The sequence below is a fragment of the Ruthenibacterium lactatiformans genome (assembly GCF_000949455.1).
Lineage (GTDB): Bacteria > Bacillota > Clostridia > Oscillospirales > Ruminococcaceae > Ruthenibacterium > Ruthenibacterium lactatiformans.
Window position 1 is genome coordinate 37,924 of record NZ_JXXK01000026.1, and the last position, 16,439, is coordinate 54,362.

Genomic DNA, 16,439 nt, shown 5'->3' on the forward strand with positions numbered 1-16,439 from the left:
GAAAATAGAAGGATCGAAGGAGGAACCCCCATGCCTTTTGCCGACACCACTCAAATGCTCCACGCCGCACAGGCGGGCGGCTATGCCGTCGGCGCGTTCAATGCGGAAAACATGGAGATGGCACAGGCCATCGTGCTGGCTGCTCAGGAGGCGCGCGCGCCGGTAATCCTGCAGACAACGCCCTCGACGCTCCGGTACGCAGACCCACAGCTATATTGGAGTAATGTTCAGGCGCTTGCGCAGCGCGCCAGTGTGCCGGTGGCGCTGCATCTGGATCATGGGAACAGCTTTGAATTATGCGCACAGGCGCTGCGCGCGGGGTATACCAGCGTGATGATCGACGGAAGTACGCTGCCTCTGGTGCAGAATATCGCATTGACGCGCGAGGTGGTGCGGATGTGCGCCGCGAACGGCGTTCCCGTGGAGGGTGAGCTGGGCCGTGTCGGTGGCAAGGAGGACGACCTCGAGTGCTCGGAAACTGGCTACACCGACCCGGATGAGGCCGAGCGTTTTGAGGTGGAAACGGGGGTTTCCAGCCTTGCCGTGGGCGTAGGCACGGCACATGGCGTTTATGCCGTCCCGCCGGTGCTCAACATTGAGCTGATCGATCGCATCCGGCAGCGGTTGCGCATCCCGTTGGTGCTGCATGGAGCATCCGGTCTGGAGGAGAAAGTCATCCGGGAATGCGTCCGTCAGGGGATCTGCAAGGTGAATTTTGCCACCGAGCTCCGCGCCGCGTACACCCTTGCGGTGCGCCGGATGTTGGCAGAAAACCCGGACATAATCGATCCGAAAATTTATGGCCGTGCAGGACGCGATGCGGTAAAAGAACGAGTGCTCCATCGCATCCGTGTCTGCGGCTGCGCCGGGCGGGCCTAATGCGCTCCCCGCGGGCACAGCGCGGCGCACCTCAAACAACGAACTGCCGGAAAGCCTTTTCGTCAGAAGCCCGGCAACGACTCCGCCGCGATTCACAAAAGCATGCACCTCTCCCCGGGTGCACACTTTTGGAAGCTGCTCCGCTTTTGCATCATCGGAAAACAGTTTGAAACCAAATCATAAAAAAGCCGCCGCGCAGGAAAAACCTGCACGGCAGCTTTATTGTGCTTACGTTTTTCGGTGGATCAATCCACAAACGCCCGCAGCGGAAGGACGATTTCAAAGGGATTCTCCAGCTCCTGACGGACGGCCCAGCGAACAAGCTTTTCTTTTCCGCGCATCTTCAGGCTCGCCGAAACGCGAATCACCTCACGCTCCGACGCACCCCAGAAACGTTCGGGGATCGGAAGAGCGAAGAGATTTTCGTCTCCCTTGAAGGGCGCGCCCACAGGGAGCTCTTTTTCCGCAGTAGAGCCGTCCGGGAAGTATGCTTTCAGCCGCAGCGCGCCGGGAATCGCGCCGCAGCCATCGTTCAAAAGCTGCAGCACAAGGTCCTGCGTCCGATCCGCGTTTTCCCGGCGCCACGCCATTGCCGGGCGCAGACGATAGCCAACCTGCGCATCCATCTGATCCATCAGATCCTGATAATTGTGTGTGCTCATGACAAAATCCCACGGCGTGAATGCCACCCCGAAGTAATTTGCGCCGTAATCCAGACAATGCTGTACCATTTGGGACGACGTAAACAACAAAGGCGCGGTGCGCGGGATGTGCGCGCGGATCGGCTCCCAGATCATTGCGCCCTTTTTCGCGCCCCGGTGAATCCACCGGTACTCCTCGGTATTCATATGGGCTTGGAAACTGTCGCGCCGCAACCAGACGCCGTTCTGTTCCAGAACTCGGTCGGCAAAGCCGTACTCAGTATAGTGCAGGTTCATGCACGCGGGTGTGGTGGGGAAAGCTTTCAGATGGCTCTCCATCAAAAACTCAGTAACCTCTTCAACGTTGTCCGGTTCCCAGTTGATTTCTTCCTTTTGATCGGGGCGCTGCAGGCTGTAATGATGCGCTTCCCCCCAAAAGCCGTAGCCGGACACGTCCGCGAATTCAAGGCGCGGATCCTTGTCAAACCGTTCGCCCAGCAGGCAATTCAGTTCGTTCCAGTATTGGAGAAATTCCGAGGAGTATTCCGGGAAATATTTCGGGTACCACTCCTGCACGCCAATCGTGCGCCAGTAGGGAATCATTTTCACATGGTCTTTGATGAATTCCGGGACGCTGTCTTTGTAAACAGACGTCACCGAACTGGACATAATCCGGAACGACCATGTTTTATTGTACTTTTCGCACGCTTCCAGCATCCACTCAAATTCCTTGGGCAGAGAAAGCTTGCCTTTTCCCTGCTGGATATCGCGCCATTCGCAGCGATAGTAGAGGTTGTCGCAGTGAGGGGAAGCTGCCATGCGCTCCAAGCTCTTCCGGTCCAGCGGCGTCATCTCATGCGGCACGCTGGGCTGGATCTCCGCCCATGTGTATCCAAACCGCATATGGTCGCTATAAACATAGCCCTGTACGCCCATCCCGGGGTTGGGCACCTTGCCCACGGCCGGGTCGAAATAATCCAAGTGAATTGCGCGTTCTTTTGCCGCCATTTCTCTCCATCCTTTCTCTGTGGGTTTGATTTTACGTTCAGTATAGCATATCCCCGCCGCGCCCATCCACAACCATTTTTGGATGATGCCCCGCAGCGCGCGGCGCGTTTTGCATTTCGTTGTATCTTTCGCAATTATTATTAGAAGCGCTTGCCCGCATTCCTTTTTCTGCGCTATACTTTTTCTGCGTTATAACTATAATTATTCAAAAAATGGAGGGATCGTCTTTATGAATACCGTAATGGGCGTGGATGTCGGGGGAACGAAAATATTGATCGGCATCGTCCGGCCGGACGGGACGATCACTCATGAGCGCCGGTATCCGTCCCAGCGCGGTGCGCAGGATGCCGCGATTGCCGCCGTAAAGAGGGCTGTCGCGGCTTACTGGGCGGAAATGGTGGAAACCAAAGTCGTTCCCAAACCGGACGCGATTGGCCTTGGGCTGGTGGGGCAGGTGGATCACCGCCGCGCAGTTTGGCTTTTTTCCATCGCCACGCCGATTCTGGAACCGTGTCCGCTGGGGCAGGAACTTATGCAGCAGTACCAAATCCCCGTAATCGCGGACAATGACGTACACTGCGCCACTCTGGCGGAAATCCAGTTCGGCGCGGGGCGCAGGTTCCGGGATTTCGTTTATTTGAACGTCGGTACTGGCATTGCCGCCGGGCTTGTCAGTGACGGGCGGCTGATCCGCGGGCATCAAAACAACGCCGGGGAAGTCGGGCATATCGTCGCCAACATTGACGTGCCGTGCAAATGCGGGCGCACGGGCTGCATCGAAACCTATGCTTCCGGCGGCGGGATGATCCGCCACGCACGCGCGCTGATGGAACAGTACCCCGATTCCGTTCTGGCGCGGTTGGATCGGGAAGGCCGCATGGTTTCCTCGACAATCGTTCAGGCGGCACACGAGGGCGACGTGCTGGCTATCCGCGTTGCAGACCTGATGATGAAGGCGCAACTGTCTATGGTGCAGGACATCATCAATTTCATGGACCCGCAGGCGATCATCTGCGGCGGCGGTGTCTTCCGCGATTCATGGCTGCTCCAAGGCATCATCGACGGACTGACCGGCTGGTTGCCGCCGAACAACCTCGCGTTGCTGGACAACATCACGGTTTCCCAGTTGGACCCGCAGAAAATTGGGCTAATCGGCGCGGCGCTTTCCGCTTACCAGGCGTCCGTGTAATCGCGCTTCCCATTTGGTGATTTTATCACGGAAGAACGTGTGATTATGGGGGAGAATAACATCACCGAATAAAATCGGCGCGGCGGAATCAGGAAGCGGAGAGCCAGTGGGGCCCGTGTTCACATAGACAAGGCGCGGTGGGCTTCCGGTTCCGGCGCCTGCAAACCGGGGCAACGGGAATGGGAGCAAACGAGCATTCTTCCGGCCGCTGGAACAAAGAGAGGACTGCGAAACATTTGTGAAACAGATCGATCAAAATGATTTTGAACAGGAAGCCGCGCGCTCCGAGCAAACCGTACTGCTGGATTTCTGAGCACCTTGGTATGGAACGTGCCGGATGGCGAGGCCAGTTCTAGAGGAAATCGTCGCTGAGCGGCCCGACCTCAAGGTTAGCAAAATCAACATCGACGAGGGGGCCGAGCTGGCCGGGTGTTTCGGCATGATGAGCATTCCCATGCTCACTGTAATGAAAAACGGAAAAATCGTGAATCAAGCGGTGAGCACGCGCACTCCGGGGAGGATTTGCTCGAGGCCGCACCGAGGGTCTTCGGAATCTCCCCGTCGATGAACTGCTCGAGCGGCTGAGGGAAACCGAGACGGACAAACTTGTCTATGTGATGTGCCGAGCCGGTCTGCGCAGCTGTATCGCGTGCCGCATTCTGCCGGGTAGCGGGTACGATGCCTACAACTTCTCCAGCGGTTTCCGATATTATGGCTCGGTGTCTGGCCAAATTCGGACAAGTGTGCGGCTGTATTTTTCATAAAGCGGGCGCGCTACAGCGAGCACCGATCCTGCCGGGTTCTATCTTTCCAGCGTCCCGGTGTTACAGCTTTCTGGAACTCTTTCGGCGAATTCCGGCACAGCTCCTCCAGCATCGTCCCGTATGTATCCCTGTCAATATTCAAAAGAGAAAACAGAGGAAGCGGATACACATGCTTCAAAGCCCTGTTCAACTGGCGCTGCACGGCAGCGGCCAGCGTGGGGCTTTTTTCTTTGTCCCGGGCGAAAAGGGAGTCCCGCACGAAGGAAAAAGCTTGACGGGGCCACCATACGGATACAAAGTGAAATATGCTGTACGACAGCCCCACTACAACTTTGGATTTCAGAGAGTATAGTCTTTGTGAATCTAAGCGAGCGAATAGACTTATGACGCAGGTGGGTAAGGTTAGTTCCACTGGAGGAAGTTTAGAATTCGATTGCTTGCATTTCGTCACAGCGCGAACATTGAAAAGCCGTGAATCATCGTAGGCAGCGAAAACGCCTTGCCACCAGCCAGAATGATTTCTTCATTTCAATAAATATCCCCCGGCCGGTGGTTTTTCAAAAAAAGAGGGAGGGCCGCAAGGGCCCTCCCAAAGTGTAATATCTGCAATGTTTCAATAAATCAGCCTGCCAGGCACTCAACCAGCGGATCGCCATATGTACCTTTGTACGGCGCATCCAAGCTTATTGTTTGTGGACGTCGGTTCTGCTTGCGTCTCTCGGTGTTGACGGCAGATTTCATGGCGGACACAGCCAATGTGGTAAAACTGTATCGCTGCAGTTCCGGAAGAGTGAACCAACGCTTGACCGTCAAAAGATAGCGTAAGACAACAACATCAAACCAGTCGTCGGCCGGTAATTTTTTCTCGTTGAGGAACCACCAGACAATTGAGAGATGTTCCTCTGAAAAATCGGCTTCCTCCGTTGTGAGTTTCCGTTCACGCAGAGCTTTGAGTTTCTCAAAGGAAAGCACTACCTGATCTGCCTTTGTACCGGTTATGCTGTTTGTATGATTCATATGATTGATGTTCCGTTCCATATTATTTCCTCCTTGCGCCGCTGTTATGCGGCATATTTTGTCAATGTTTGTTCATCAATCTCGCAAATTGGGTATGACGTGTATCCCAATGTAATGGTGGTGAGCTTTTTCTTGACGAGTCCGATGCGCTGCATCTGTTTTGTCAGTTTATAGTCGGGGCCTGTAATATCCCTGACTGCGGCGCAGTGGTTTTTCATCGGCCCAAGATTTATGGTAAGAGGGATAATCGGCAGGACTCCGAGGGTCGTTCGCCGGCAGATTGTGATTGCCAGTGCGCCGCTGTTTTTGTAATATCCTGTTTTAAAGCAGCATTGGGGGATGTACATTCCGTTTAAGTTCAGCGGAAATGATTTCTTCAATCGCAGCCACCCTTTCAGGCACAGGGACGCAAAGGCTTCAAATGTGCGTGATCAATACGCACCTGCAGCTCACGTGCAAATCCCTGCAATGTATTGAATTCTCCATCCACTTCGGAAATTTGACGCTGGAAAAGGTCTTCATAGCGTCTGCGTTTTTCACCAAGCTCACGAATTTTGGATACCCAGCGTGACATGATAGCCGGACTTTCGCATCCGGTATTGATCAGATGGCTGGCCCGTTCCTGATATGTCTCGATCTCCTTTTTGAGCGCAACATAAAATTCGTGCGACATTTTTTCACGTTGGTGCTCATTGTCCACGACATACATACTGTTCACATCCACCTGATTTTCGCTCAAAGCATGTTCGTTCATCGTTTCCAGAAAGTCCTCAAAAACATCGATTCTCGCCATATGCTGCCGCGGGACAAAATACATACCGCCGCGTGACTGTATCTTGACGGCCTCCATGTCGTCCAGCATTTTGCCGAGCACGGTATCCATCTGCCTGCGGTTGACGCAGCGGCGGTACAACTGAAAGCTTTCCTGAACCTGGTCAAAGTACGGCTGGGAATCCACAATCGGATTGTAAGCTACGTCCTCCAGAGTGATGATTTCGCTTTCCTTATCCAAAACAATGTTGGCGAGTTTGGTGTACATATTGGTGGTGGAGTCCACTTCCTCCAGCACCAGTTCACGGCTGATGGTATGACGGCGCTGCCGGTTGTCACGGCAGTACACCTTATAGATTTGCGTGCCGCGCACTAGCCTGTCGTGAAGATCGCCAGTTGCGCTTCGGAATGCATCGGCAGGGGTACTGCGGAAATTGGTCGGCGCAGAAAACTGGCAGGCCGCCCGCAGCCGCTCAAATTCTTCCCGGTCGATCATGATACCGCCGAGACCGTAAAAAACGATTTTTCCAAGAACACCTTCGCCATCGCTGGCAGTGGTCATGATTTCGCTGAGATTGACCGTGTTGTTCGCAATACTCATAAAATTCTCCTTCTTTGTTAAGCCGCAAGCGAAAGCCGGCGACTGTGCAGTTTGTAATCGTCGATCCCGTTATAAGCGGGGTTCCACATTTGCTGGATATAGGGGATGCCCAGAGGTTTGAGCGTATCCTGCATCCGCCGCAGTGCTGCGGAATACTGTTCCTGCCGGATCTGATCCATGTCATATTCTCCTAAAAGACGTTCCACAGACAGTGAACGGATGGCCGAGGGAAGGTACTTGATTGCATTGACCCCAGGTGCGCATAAGTAAAGCGCTCCATTGGACAGACAGCTCGCGGTATCGCCCTTGAGCGCCCCCTCTGTGATGGAAGCGGTTGTGCTGTGGACATTGCCCTTGATATGGATCCACCCATGCGCTCTCGTTCCACATGGATAGAGCGGACTGCCGTCTTTCCGGCATTTGTCCGGGTTACTGGACACCCATACATAGCAGCGTTTTCCACCAATCTCCGCACGGCGCTGCAGTCCTTGGATATACCCTTTGGCAGTACAATACGGGATAAGCAGTCCGCTGTTTCCGGACAGGCGCCAATCACCGTTTTCACTGCGGTAGAATCCGGGAACACCATGGAGATCATGGGTGCGCGACAGCGTCTGTGCAAGTTCGCTGCGGGTTTCCACCCTGGCCGGCATGGAGCGGTACATATTCTGCTCGATGGCGTCCAGCGTAAGGCCGCGGCCGAGCAAGTCCAGAAAGTCATGCTCTGACAATGACAGCAGCGCCAGCAGGTCGTAGTAGACATCGTGCCGCTGTTCCAGAGGGGCCATATATTCCTGCCTTGGCTCCTTGGGCGCTGCCTGCGGGAACATCTGGAGATTGCTCTTTTCCAGTTCTTCAAATGCTTCTTTATTGGAAATCCCGCGAATTTTGGCATACAGCGATACGCTGTTTCCGTGTTCTCCGCACCGCTGGCAGAAAAACCTGTTTTTTTCGGTGTTCAGATAAAGGTGCGGGTTCTTCGTCCGTCCCAGGCAGAAAGGGCAGAACGCCTTGACTTCATACCGTCCTGCCTGTCCACCGGCGATGCGGACCCCCGCACGGCGCGCAGCATCAAGAATCGGGACGGTTTTGTATTCCGGAGTCATCCGCTCACCCGGCCTTGGGCAGGTTCATTGGTGTATTTTTCACTTGCACTTTGAGCGGCTGATCCGCCACTTTTTTGGAAATCAGTGCCTGACCGGAGGGACGTGGAATATGGTCGACACTCTCCGAGTCATCAATGAATACCGGATAGCAGCGCCCTGTCAGACGCTTCAGCAGCTCCACAACTTCCAAACCTGCCAGAATCTTTTCCGAGCGGGAAAGACACTGATAGCTCGTTCCCCGGTAACGGAATTTCCAAGCCGGCACAAGCTCACCTGTTTTTTTCACCACATCATAGAGCTGGAATTCCACGTTCGGCGTGTGAAGCGCTTTGAAAAGCAGTCCATTTCGTACAGACGCATAATCCACTACAGCGGAAATCCGCGCATTCACATCGTTGAGCTGGCTTTGGAGGATGTCGCGCTGTGAAGCGACATTTTGATTGGGCGTATTGCTTTCTTGGGAGAGCTGCTCCTGTACGGCGGCTTTGGCTGTGACCTCCTTTCTCAGCTCGGAAAGCCTTTCTTCTTCTGCCGACGTCAGATTTCCGCAGGAGAGCAATACGTCAATCGTCTGGCGGCGTGAACTGATCTTTTCCAGCTCCGCCGTATAGTCCGCCTGCTCCTGTGCGACCTTCTGTGCTGCTTTTTCTTCTTCTCTGTAAAGCTGCTCAACCTCTTTTTGAATCTCGGCCATATCGCTGTTTTTCCAATCCTCAAAGGTCCTGCGGCTTTGTGTTTCCAGCGCAAGAAGCTCCTGCTGCTTGAGTTTTATTCCGCCGCCCTGTTCCTTGCACTCTGCGAGAGCGCTTTTCAAGCCTACTTCACAATCGAGAATTTCGTCCTCTTTCACCGGTCTACGGCACTGCGGGCAGATGATGCCGGGCTTGAGCGCGGTCAGAAAAACCGCCATCTGGTGATATCGGCTCCTCATAGAGGCCAGCGCTTTCTCTTGTACTGCAATCTCTTGTGCGAATTTGCTCTCGAAAGTTCTTCTCTCGGCTTCCGATAGCCTTGTGCGAAGCTCCATTTCCCGGATTCGATAGGCGGCTGGATCAAATGCCAAAGGCTTTTCATTGAGCATCTCATCGTACCGCATGGTCAAGGAAGCGAGTTCCAGGCGCAGTGCGCCTTCGTCAATACCGGTTTTCTGTTTGGCTTCCAGCCCGGCAATCTGCTCTGAAAGAGCTTTGATTTCCATCTGAAGCGCCTGGATACGGTCTTGACACTCCTGATTTTGCTGTGCCAGCAGGTCAGATTGGCCATCCAGCGCCAGCATGGCGTCCGCAATTTCACGCTGTTCTGCGCGCAGATTGGACAGAGCCGTCTCTGGAGACAGGAAAGAGTAGCCCTCCAGCGCTTTCTGTGAGCCCCCGTTCAGCCTTTGAAGGACTTCCTCCTGTGAAACAGGAGGAAGGTTTCGCTCCAGGAGTCCCCGGCCTTTTTCCGCTAAAATCTCAACAAAATAAAGCGGATTGACGAGCGAAAGAAATTCATCCGCATCGCCAAACATAGCATTGAGGTCCTTTTGACGTATGGCGCTGCCATCCAGCGCCGCATCCACTTTGTCATTGATGCGCTGCCGGGAAAGGACATGACGGATTCCCGAGGCATCCACATATTCGAGTTCTACAGCAACGCGCTTTTTCCGCTCCTTATCGTTGTAAAAGCGGTCGAGCAGATGTCCGCCGAAAAAGCCCTGCCCAATCATGACCCAGGCGATCGCGTCCGCGATGGTCGTTTTGCCGGTATGGTTCCCGCCGCTGATCATCGTCAGATCGCCAAAGTGATACTCGGTTTCTTCCACATGTGATTTGAAGCGCGAAATTTTTAAGCGTGTGATCTTGAAATAAGCGACCTTATCCACTTGGCTGCCTCCCTTGTATCAGTTTACGCAGCGGATGCCACGCGGTAGCTTTCCAGTGTGTTGAACCGCCGGTTTGGATCATCTTTGCCCGGACGCTGGATGACTCTGAGATTGGTCAGTACGGTGCCGGCGCGCAGTGCCTCATCCGGTTTGTCACAGAAGACCGTAAATACGTCTCCGTTTTCACACTCGATGTCCATGATTGTCATGACGCCGCTCTTAAAGCGGTGCGGGACAGCTTTTCGAATCGTGTAGCGCGGCGTATCGGCAATGCTGATTTTGGGCTTTGCGGAACCGTTGGCCGTCGTCCCATTACCGGATGCGGCATTGCATTGTGAAGAGGTCTCGGACCTTTGCCGCTCCTGCTGCGAAGGCTTGGAACGACTTCCCGGCATAGGCTCTTTAAGTTTTGCAACGAAATCGTCGTGGAACTGATTCAGCCCCGGCATCTCCTTTTTGGCAATGACGGCTGTTTTTCCAAAGAACTCCACATCGACCCACGGTGTTCCCAGCTTGTATAGATAGCGGCCGATGCCCCACTGTGAAGCGGCCCGCTTCATGGCGTCCGAAAGGCCGCCCTTGACCGGTTCATAATCCGTATTTTCTGCACCGTCCGTTTTTTCCAGCCACTCGTGCCGGTCGTCATCAAAAATTTGGATGGTGCAAAGTTGGGAGGGGAGCGGGTTGCCATCGCGGTCCGTGACGGTATGCCACTGACGGAAGACGGGTTTCCAGTTCTGTGCTCCAACAACGGCATCCAGCCGGTTTTGAATCGCACGGGCGGTAACGTATGCGACCGCAAGGCCGCGGGACTTGTCTTTGCTCACTGTCTGGATCTTCCACTCTACATCTTCGTGAGAGAAAGGCGCCGAAAGCTCCTGGTGAATTTGTTCCCAGGATTTTTTCATAAAACATTCGCCTCCTTACCTGTGTTGGGGAGTTATAAAGTCGGCAAGCGTCCTGCCGTCTGGAATCAGGATATCGGATTCATAATAGCCCGGTATTTTGTCTTTCAGGTGCTCCAGAAGCTGACGCATGGAACAGCCTGGCTTGTTATGTGTGGAATCAAACCAATCGTCGTTGTTGGGCAGCTCCAGCAGGAAGCGCGGCAGGTTGTTCAGACCGTGCAGAGATGAAACCTTGGGCAGTATGTTGCTGCCAACGCAAAGCTGCCCATTCGCAGCGCAAACATTTGAGAACGGATAATAAAACATCCGTGACTCCGGGCGAAGCCTTCCGCGTTCGATGACGCCGATCCGTACCGACTGCACCCGCTGTCCCTCAAAAAATGAAAACTGGAAAATCAGATGGGGCAGTGGGAAATGTTCATAACGCGTATTGAAATAAGTAATATCGGCATATTCATCTGAGGATTCCACGGTCATCGTGATTTGGTGATTTGAGCTTTCGAAATAGCTGAGCGTCCCCGGCGGCAGCAGACCGGAGCATGCTGTCGGCGCCGGAGCGGATTCCTGAATCGCCTTGACAAAAGCGGAAAACTCTATTGTCTTTCTTCCAACCTGCGGCCCATCCATCCACGAGCAATCCACATAAGGACTTTTTGGGGACAGCGTAAAGGTAACTCGATTGCCACTCATGCAGCTTCCTCCCGTATTGTCACATCCGAATCCGTTCGCCGCGTCATGGCAAGGACGTTTTTCAACCGGGCCGCCTCGTCCCGATAGAAACGCATGACGTTGATCATTGCCATATTAAAATTTTCGAATTCGTAAAAATCTTCCGTAAAGCGGGCGGCGATACCGCTGGCATATTCGCGGTTTACTTTCGTCTGCAGCGTATAATCAAATGTATAAGAATTGTACAGTTGCGAATAGACAAACCGCTTTGCCCGCGCGAAAAATGGTTCTTCGTGCAATTTCACACGAAGCAGCTTTGCATGAACACGGCAAAGCCTGTAAAACTCCATCATGTGCTTGCTGGAATAATAGCAGCCATAGATAAAGCATTCACTGTTGTCGCTATAGTCATGTGGACTTATAAGATCACAGTAACACGCCAGTGCGCTTTCGGCTGCTTCATAGGAATCGTCCATGCTGCACTCCAGATGGCGCATAGAGTTCACATTTTCCGGGGCGACTTCATATGCCAGGCATGCAAACTGCAGGCACGTGATGCTGTACGGCAACTCATCTAACGTATTTTCTTCAATTTCAAACATTGTTTCCCCCTGTTCACAAAAACGGCACAAGAGTTTTCGCAGCGCTGGGAACCGATATGGCTTTCTCAGCGGTACGTTGTATCCGCTGAAGCATATCAGCCAGCTGCTCCGCACCGTCTTGAAGATCGTCAATATCGCTTTCATCAAATTGAGAGAAATCCAGATCGCCGATGGAAACGGACTTTCCCCGTAAAAGCGGAATGATAAAATGGTCACGCAGATGCGGGCTGATCTCGGTAAAAAAGTCTTCTGCCTCGCAGGATGCAAGCGCATTGACGTTTTTTTGTAAGATAGAATAATCAAGTTCTGACTTCATACAATCACGCTCCAAAAGACACGGCATTCAAGACAGGCTTTTAATCCCGTGCGGTGTTAAGATGTTGATTCTAAGATGATTGCTTTTTTTGTTGTGCTGATACATCATTTGTGAAGCATTCGGATCCTGCTGCGGCGCTGAAGTTACTGTGATCGTTTCCTCCGGCTGCATATAACCCTTGATCACATGCGGCGCCTCGCCTCCGGCATAGCCATTGACCATGCCGGAACCGGCGATCAGACCGACCTGCCCTACCTTGAGCGGCAGAAGAGGCTGCTTGTCCATCCGGTCTAACACATTCTCTTCCCGGTACAGTTTTTTGCACAGCGCAGAGGACTCCAGCTGTCTGGCCAATTCCACTTCGTTGAAAACAGAACCATAAAATATCTGGACTTTCGCCGTGGCCGGAGGCAGTGCATAGCTTTCAGGGGGGAGTTCATCAAGTGTAGGGATTTGCTCCAATATTTCCACACGGCTCAAAAAGGCAGGAGCCAGCCTGGAACCAGCTTTCCTGGGAATCCGGCATCCCAGCACGGCAATCTGATGAAACTTTGTGAACTCTTTGCCACAAAAGCGGTACACGGACAGTTTTTCGAAGTTATCACACAGTACACGAGCGATATCCGGAGTCAGGCGGTAATATGGAATGATGTAAATCAAAACTCCATGTTCCGCTAAATGCGGTATCGTCTCAATGAGAAAACGGCGTTCCTCCCGGGTCCGCGTACCATTGGCGCCTATCGTTGAAAGATATGGCGGATTCAGGTAAAGCAGTTGGAACGCATTATGACTGATACGGGAATAAAAATAGCTGCCCATCGCCACGCGTTCCAGATGCTCACAGGCTTGGCGTGCTCTGGAATCATCCAATTCCACGCCAAACGTATGGCAGTTCCGCCCTTGGGCAATCCGTTCCAGCGCAAGGCCTTCACCGCAGCAGGGATCAAGCAGATTTATCTTAGAATTCTCGGGAAATACCAGTGCTTGCGATAAATATGCCACATGTGCCGGATCTGTGGGATAATACCCAATCTTGGCAAGATTCGCCAGATGGCCCAACGCGGCGGAAAGGCTGTCATCTTTGATTGGAAGCAGGTCGGCAAACTTTAAAACGCTGGTCAGCATTGGCGTATAATCCGGCGCCATAATTGGAAAATGGCGGACGGAGCAGACCAGTTTTTGCGATGCTGACGCCAACTCTTCCTGGCCGATTTCCAGAAGAGAAAGTCTGCTGCCATTCAAAAGGCTGCAGAGCTTTTCTTTTCCGCGCACGATGGAATCATGAACGGGGCGGGCTGTTTCCATCCCTTTTTCCCGAAGCATTTTATCCAGTCTGCGGCGAAGCTTTGCAAGCTCGGCAGCCGTGGATCGCAGCCCTGATTGTGCATTGAGCAAACAGCGCAGGGAATAATGGGTTTCCAACTCCATTGGCGGCACCTCACGCCGCTTTCGGCTGGGATTTTTCTTCGCTGCCCGGTAAGACCGAACTGGAAACACATTTCACTGCCGGCATTTCAGAGCCGTCCGCACAGGGTACATATACTCCATGCGCCTCCCGTTCCCGAATCATTGTATCCAGTTGGTCCAAGTGATGCTCCATTTTGTGGATCAACTGATCCAGCACTTCGTCTGTCTGTTCTGTCTGTTTTTCAATGGCCCGGGCATCCGTCTCCTGGATGGCCGCTTTCTTGGTATGCCTCTGTTTTTCCAGACGCTTTCCTCTGGCGCGGATGTGAGACAGGAAACGATGCCAACAGACCGTCCTGCGAAACCTGCGCAGCGAGTAATCCCGCTGAGGAACGATCACGCAGTCCTGAAGGTCCCCATTTTCGCATCCCAGCAGTGGTGTGGCCACACAAGGCGCGACCAGATACTTTGCAACAAGCGAAATAAGGCACCAAATGCGTTTGGAAATATGAACGCTTTCTGCATAGACGCGGCGTGAAATCACTTCTCGTGCTTTTAAACGCCCTTCGCATGTAACGGACGACAGGCGGAGCTTGTCCACTTCCATGTCGCCGACCTGCACGCTGCCTTTGCCGCGGCAGATTACGGCAGATATCTTTCCCTCGACAATGAGGTTTCCGTCCACAATGAGTTTGTCGACGCGCAGTGTTTCAAAGCGTACGGTCTGGCCATAAGGCACATACAACCGCTCGATCAGGCAGATCCCTTTTTCCATGTTATGCAGTTCTCCTTTGTCTTTTTTTATTGCTCTCCGCCCGCACATTGATGCTGGCGGCTGAAAATACGGCGTAGCGGGTCGTTAATTTGCCCCGTGCAACGATGTTGTATACAAAGTCTGTCACCACGGTCGCCGCCATGATGTTTGCGGTAATACTCTGAGGCGCGGAAACCGCAGCCTCCGCGCAAGACAGTTCGCTGGGAAATTTGTCGGTTTCCTCAAGCATATCCGGGTACAGCTTGCAGACTGGCTTGTAAATCGTGCGTCTGTTGCAGCGGATACCGCATACGACCTGCCCGGAAAATTCATCGTTCCCACTGTCGATGTAGACCAGATGTGAAGACCTTTCGAATACCCTGTGGCACATCTGCCTGGATTTGTTGTTGTCCACGCACCCGATCAGAATGCTCAATTCCGGCACCCGTTTTCCATCCAGCCAAATGTCGCCGGGTTGGACCATCCGATACAGATCTTCATCTTTTTCGAGGAATGCGGGGTGGTAGAGAGTCTCCATCCCAAACGCCTCGGAGTAGCGTGTCGCAGGACTTTAGCTTTGTTTTCGCCAAGATCGGCAGCGCAGAAATTCTGGCGCACGAGATTTTTGGCCTCTACAAGATCACCGTCTACAATATTGATTCTTACCGGTCTGTTCAACGTATGCATCAGACGGTAAAGATGCGGCGCCACATAGCCTCCGGTTCCTCCTGCTCCGAGGAGAAGGATTTTGACCGGACGGCACAAACTGAAGTTCATAATGCATTTCCTTTCCTGTTGGCGGTGAATGAAGGAGCGACCGAAGCTGTCCAGTATTCTGGAAACTCTGCCAGACTCACCTCGACCACATCTTTCAGTGGGATTTCCATAAATTTTCCGCCGTTAGAAATCCGCGCGCGGATCTCCGGGGATGGTCTTTGCAAACGGCCGACTACGATGTAGAGCCTGGTCGCCAATTCATCGCGGTTATCCTGCTCACTGAAAAACGCCGGCATGATGTTGTGGGAGTGAACGTCCGCGTAGTAATAGAAGCGTTCCTCGTCTAATTGTCCCGGCTGTTCTTCGGGCACGCGGATTTCTACACCGGAAACGTGCTGATAGGGGACAACGACTAAAAAACGCTTTTTGAGTGAATCCCAATAGATCTGTACCATAACTTCCAGCGGATGCTCCTGTTCCGTGTAGTATCGGAAAAAAGCAAGGATCCGCTTGAAAAGCTCATGGGGGATGCGCGGCAGGGCCGGCTGAAAGCCGGCCCTTACCTCGCTCAGTTCGTGAATGTGATTCGTGGGGGTTACGAAAACCCCAAGCTTGTTTTTTCGCATCTCATACATTTGGCCGTCGCGGGCGGGAAACAGACAGATGGGTTTCGGTGATTGCGCCGCATCTTCCGGGGATAAGAGAATCGCCTTGTAGGCAGCGATACCTTTTGACTTTCCCGCTACTGTGGGTTTGACAAAACAGCGCGGACGCTTGTCCTTTGCCTTTTTAAGCCCTTCCAGAAACTCTTTGGACAGCTCGATTTCCTCTTTGACCTGCGCAATTTTCTGCTTTGCCGGAGACGAAATAGGCTTTGTCACCCGGCCGTATTGCACAGTCCAGGACACGCGTTTGCTGTCTTCAAGCTCTAGAAAGTCAGGCTCCTTTTCCGCGCGCAGCTGCTCAAAGGTCATGTCCCCATCGAAGATATCTTCTTCGCACGAACCGTACTTGAACACAGGGGGAAGTTCCATCAGCGTCCGTGTGTCCTGCTGTGCCGCAGCTGCTTCGGTCTGATCCGCCAGAGAGACCATCATATTCAGCGTGGGTGTCTTTTTAGAACTCGCTTGATGGAGCGCAGCGTCTTGACAATCCGCTATATCTATGGCGTTGCCATCAGTTTTGGCAACCTGCACCTCTGTATTTGCCAAGCTTTCCACACACGC

General features: G+C 53.1%; 17 protein-coding genes and 1 pseudogene. 3 read left to right on the top strand and 15 right to left on the bottom strand.

Annotated elements, in window-relative coordinates; translation table 11 throughout:
* Positions 1-30: 30 nt before the first annotated feature.
* Entirely contained in the window at positions 31-879 is an 849-nt protein-coding gene (locus TQ39_RS14875) for a class II fructose-bisphosphate aldolase (protein WP_050006103.1), read from the top strand.
* Positions 880-1,124: 245 nt separating this feature from the next.
* Here TQ39_RS14875 and TQ39_RS14880 read toward each other — a convergent pair whose 3' ends face one another.
* Positions 1,125-2,528, bottom strand: a complete 1,404-nt coding sequence (locus TQ39_RS14880) for a hypothetical protein (RefSeq protein WP_050006104.1) — start codon at positions 2,526-2,528, stop codon at positions 1,125-1,127.
* A 229-nt stretch (positions 2,529-2,757) separates the two neighbouring features.
* On the opposite strand from TQ39_RS14880, the gene TQ39_RS14885 reads away from it, so the two are divergent.
* Positions 2,758-3,717 (top strand): ROK family protein, encoded by a 960-nt coding sequence (locus TQ39_RS14885; protein ID WP_050006105.1) that lies wholly within the window; start codon positions 2,758-2,760, stop codon positions 3,715-3,717.
* 325 nt (positions 3,718-4,042) lie between these two features.
* Positions 4,043-4,285, top strand: a pseudogene (locus TQ39_RS14890) (thioredoxin family protein); the annotation flags it as partial.
* An 817-nt stretch (positions 4,286-5,102) separates the two neighbouring features.
* Here TQ39_RS14890 and TQ39_RS14900 read toward each other — a convergent pair.
* The 14 genes from TQ39_RS14900 to TQ39_RS14960 form a co-directional block, all read right to left on the bottom strand.
* Positions 5,103-5,519: a hypothetical protein gene (locus tag TQ39_RS14900; protein ID WP_050006107.1), complete on the bottom strand. Its 417-nt coding sequence runs from the start codon at positions 5,517-5,519 to the stop codon at positions 5,103-5,105.
* Positions 5,520-5,542: 23 nt separating this feature from the next.
* Positions 5,543-5,878 (bottom strand): hypothetical protein, encoded by a 336-nt coding sequence (locus TQ39_RS14905; protein ID WP_050006108.1) that lies wholly within the window; start codon positions 5,876-5,878, stop codon positions 5,543-5,545.
* Positions 5,879-5,892: 14 nt separating this feature from the next.
* Positions 5,893-6,870 carry a DUF6744 family protein gene (locus tag TQ39_RS14910; protein ID WP_050006109.1) on the bottom strand — a complete coding sequence of 326 codons (978 nt, stop codon included), beginning with the start codon at positions 6,868-6,870 and terminating at the stop codon, positions 5,893-5,895.
* Positions 6,871-6,887: 17 nt separating this feature from the next.
* A complete protein-coding gene (locus TQ39_RS14915; RefSeq protein WP_050006110.1) occupies positions 6,888-7,976 on the bottom strand; it encodes a CHC2 zinc finger domain-containing protein in 1,089 nt (362 codons plus the stop codon).
* A gap of 4 nt (positions 7,977-7,980) precedes the next feature.
* Positions 7,981-9,840, bottom strand: a complete 1,860-nt coding sequence (locus tag TQ39_RS14920) for an AAA family ATPase (protein ID WP_050006111.1) — start codon at positions 9,838-9,840, stop codon at positions 7,981-7,983.
* Positions 9,841-9,863: 23 nt separating this feature from the next.
* Positions 9,864-10,748, bottom strand: coding sequence for a Rad52/Rad22 family DNA repair protein (locus TQ39_RS14925; RefSeq protein WP_009322955.1), 885 nt, complete (start codon positions 10,746-10,748; stop codon positions 9,864-9,866).
* Between the two features lie 15 nt (positions 10,749-10,763).
* The gene (locus tag TQ39_RS14930; RefSeq protein ID WP_139056092.1) at positions 10,764-11,438 is read right to left on the bottom strand and encodes a hypothetical protein; all 675 of its coding nucleotides are present in this window, start codon (positions 11,436-11,438) and stop codon (positions 10,764-10,766) included.
* Complete coding sequence (locus TQ39_RS14935; RefSeq protein ID WP_050006113.1) at positions 11,435-12,019, bottom strand: hypothetical protein; 585 nt, start codon at positions 12,017-12,019, stop codon at positions 11,435-11,437. Before TQ39_RS14935 ends, TQ39_RS14930 begins: the two co-directional genes overlap by 4 nt.
* A 13-nt stretch (positions 12,020-12,032) precedes the next feature.
* Positions 12,033-12,335, bottom strand: a complete 303-nt coding sequence (locus tag TQ39_RS14940) for a hypothetical protein (protein ID WP_050006114.1) — start codon at positions 12,333-12,335, stop codon at positions 12,033-12,035.
* A 27-nt stretch (positions 12,336-12,362) separates the two neighbouring features.
* Entirely contained in the window at positions 12,363-13,763 is a 1,401-nt protein-coding gene (locus tag TQ39_RS14945; protein WP_050006115.1) for a DUF6094 domain-containing protein, read from the bottom strand.
* 10 nt (positions 13,764-13,773) lie between these two features.
* Entirely contained in the window at positions 13,774-14,517 is a 744-nt protein-coding gene (locus TQ39_RS14950; protein ID WP_050006116.1) for a hypothetical protein, read from the bottom strand.
* 1 nt (position 14,518) lies between these two features.
* Positions 14,519-15,034 carry a ubiquitin-activating E1 family protein gene (locus tag TQ39_RS14955; protein WP_242853514.1) on the bottom strand — a complete coding sequence of 172 codons (516 nt, stop codon included), beginning with the start codon at positions 15,032-15,034 and terminating at the stop codon, positions 14,519-14,521.
* The gene (locus TQ39_RS21715) at positions 14,929-15,273 is read right to left on the bottom strand and encodes a ThiF family adenylyltransferase (protein ID WP_242853513.1); all 345 of its coding nucleotides are present in this window, start codon (positions 15,271-15,273) and stop codon (positions 14,929-14,931) included. Before TQ39_RS21715 ends, TQ39_RS14955 begins: the two co-directional genes overlap by 106 nt.
* A partial coding sequence (locus TQ39_RS14960) for a Mov34/MPN/PAD-1 family protein (RefSeq protein WP_207641405.1) occupies positions 15,270-16,439 on the bottom strand: 1,170 nt, incomplete at its 5' end. The genes TQ39_RS14960 and TQ39_RS21715, both read right to left, overlap by 4 nt.

What these genes read in the sequence shown, in the direction of transcription:
- TQ39_RS14875 (WP_050006103.1), top strand. Translation starts at nt 31, where the DNA reads ATGCCTTTTGCCGACACCACTCAAATGCTCCACGCCGCACAGGCGGGC.
- TQ39_RS14880 (WP_050006104.1), bottom strand. Translation starts at nt 2,528, where the DNA reads ATGGCGGCAAAAGAACGCGCAATTCACTTGGATTATTTCGACCCGGCC.
- TQ39_RS14885 (WP_050006105.1), top strand. Translation starts at nt 2,758, where the DNA reads ATGAATACCGTAATGGGCGTGGATGTCGGGGGAACGAAAATATTGATC.
- TQ39_RS14900 (WP_050006107.1), bottom strand. Translation starts at nt 5,519, where the DNA reads ATGGAACGGAACATCAATCATATGAATCATACAAACAGCATAACCGGT.
- TQ39_RS14910 (WP_050006109.1), bottom strand. Translation starts at nt 6,870, where the DNA reads ATGAGTATTGCGAACAACACGGTCAATCTCAGCGAAATCATGACCACT.
- TQ39_RS14915 (WP_050006110.1), bottom strand. Translation starts at nt 7,976, where the DNA reads ATGACTCCGGAATACAAAACCGTCCCGATTCTTGATGCTGCGCGCCGT.
- TQ39_RS14925 (WP_009322955.1), bottom strand. Translation starts at nt 10,748, where the DNA reads ATGAAAAAATCCTGGGAACAAATTCACCAGGAGCTTTCGGCGCCTTTC.
- TQ39_RS14930 (WP_139056092.1), bottom strand. Translation starts at nt 11,438, where the DNA reads ATGAGTGGCAATCGAGTTACCTTTACGCTGTCCCCAAAAAGTCCTTAT.
- TQ39_RS14935 (WP_050006113.1), bottom strand. Translation starts at nt 12,019, where the DNA reads ATGTTTGAAATTGAAGAAAATACGTTAGATGAGTTGCCGTACAGCATC.
- TQ39_RS14940 (WP_050006114.1), bottom strand. Translation starts at nt 12,335, where the DNA reads ATGAAGTCAGAACTTGATTATTCTATCTTACAAAAAAACGTCAATGCG.
- TQ39_RS14945 (WP_050006115.1), bottom strand. Translation starts at nt 13,763, where the DNA reads ATGGAGTTGGAAACCCATTATTCCCTGCGCTGTTTGCTCAATGCACAA.
- TQ39_RS14950 (WP_050006116.1), bottom strand. Translation starts at nt 14,517, where the DNA reads ATGGAAAAAGGGATCTGCCTGATCGAGCGGTTGTATGTGCCTTATGGC.
- TQ39_RS14955 (WP_242853514.1), bottom strand. Translation starts at nt 15,034, where the DNA reads ATGGAGACTCTCTACCACCCCGCATTCCTCGAAAAAGATGAAGATCTG.
- TQ39_RS21715 (WP_242853513.1), bottom strand. Translation starts at nt 15,273, where the DNA reads ATGAACTTCAGTTTGTGCCGTCCGGTCAAAATCCTTCTCCTCGGAGCA.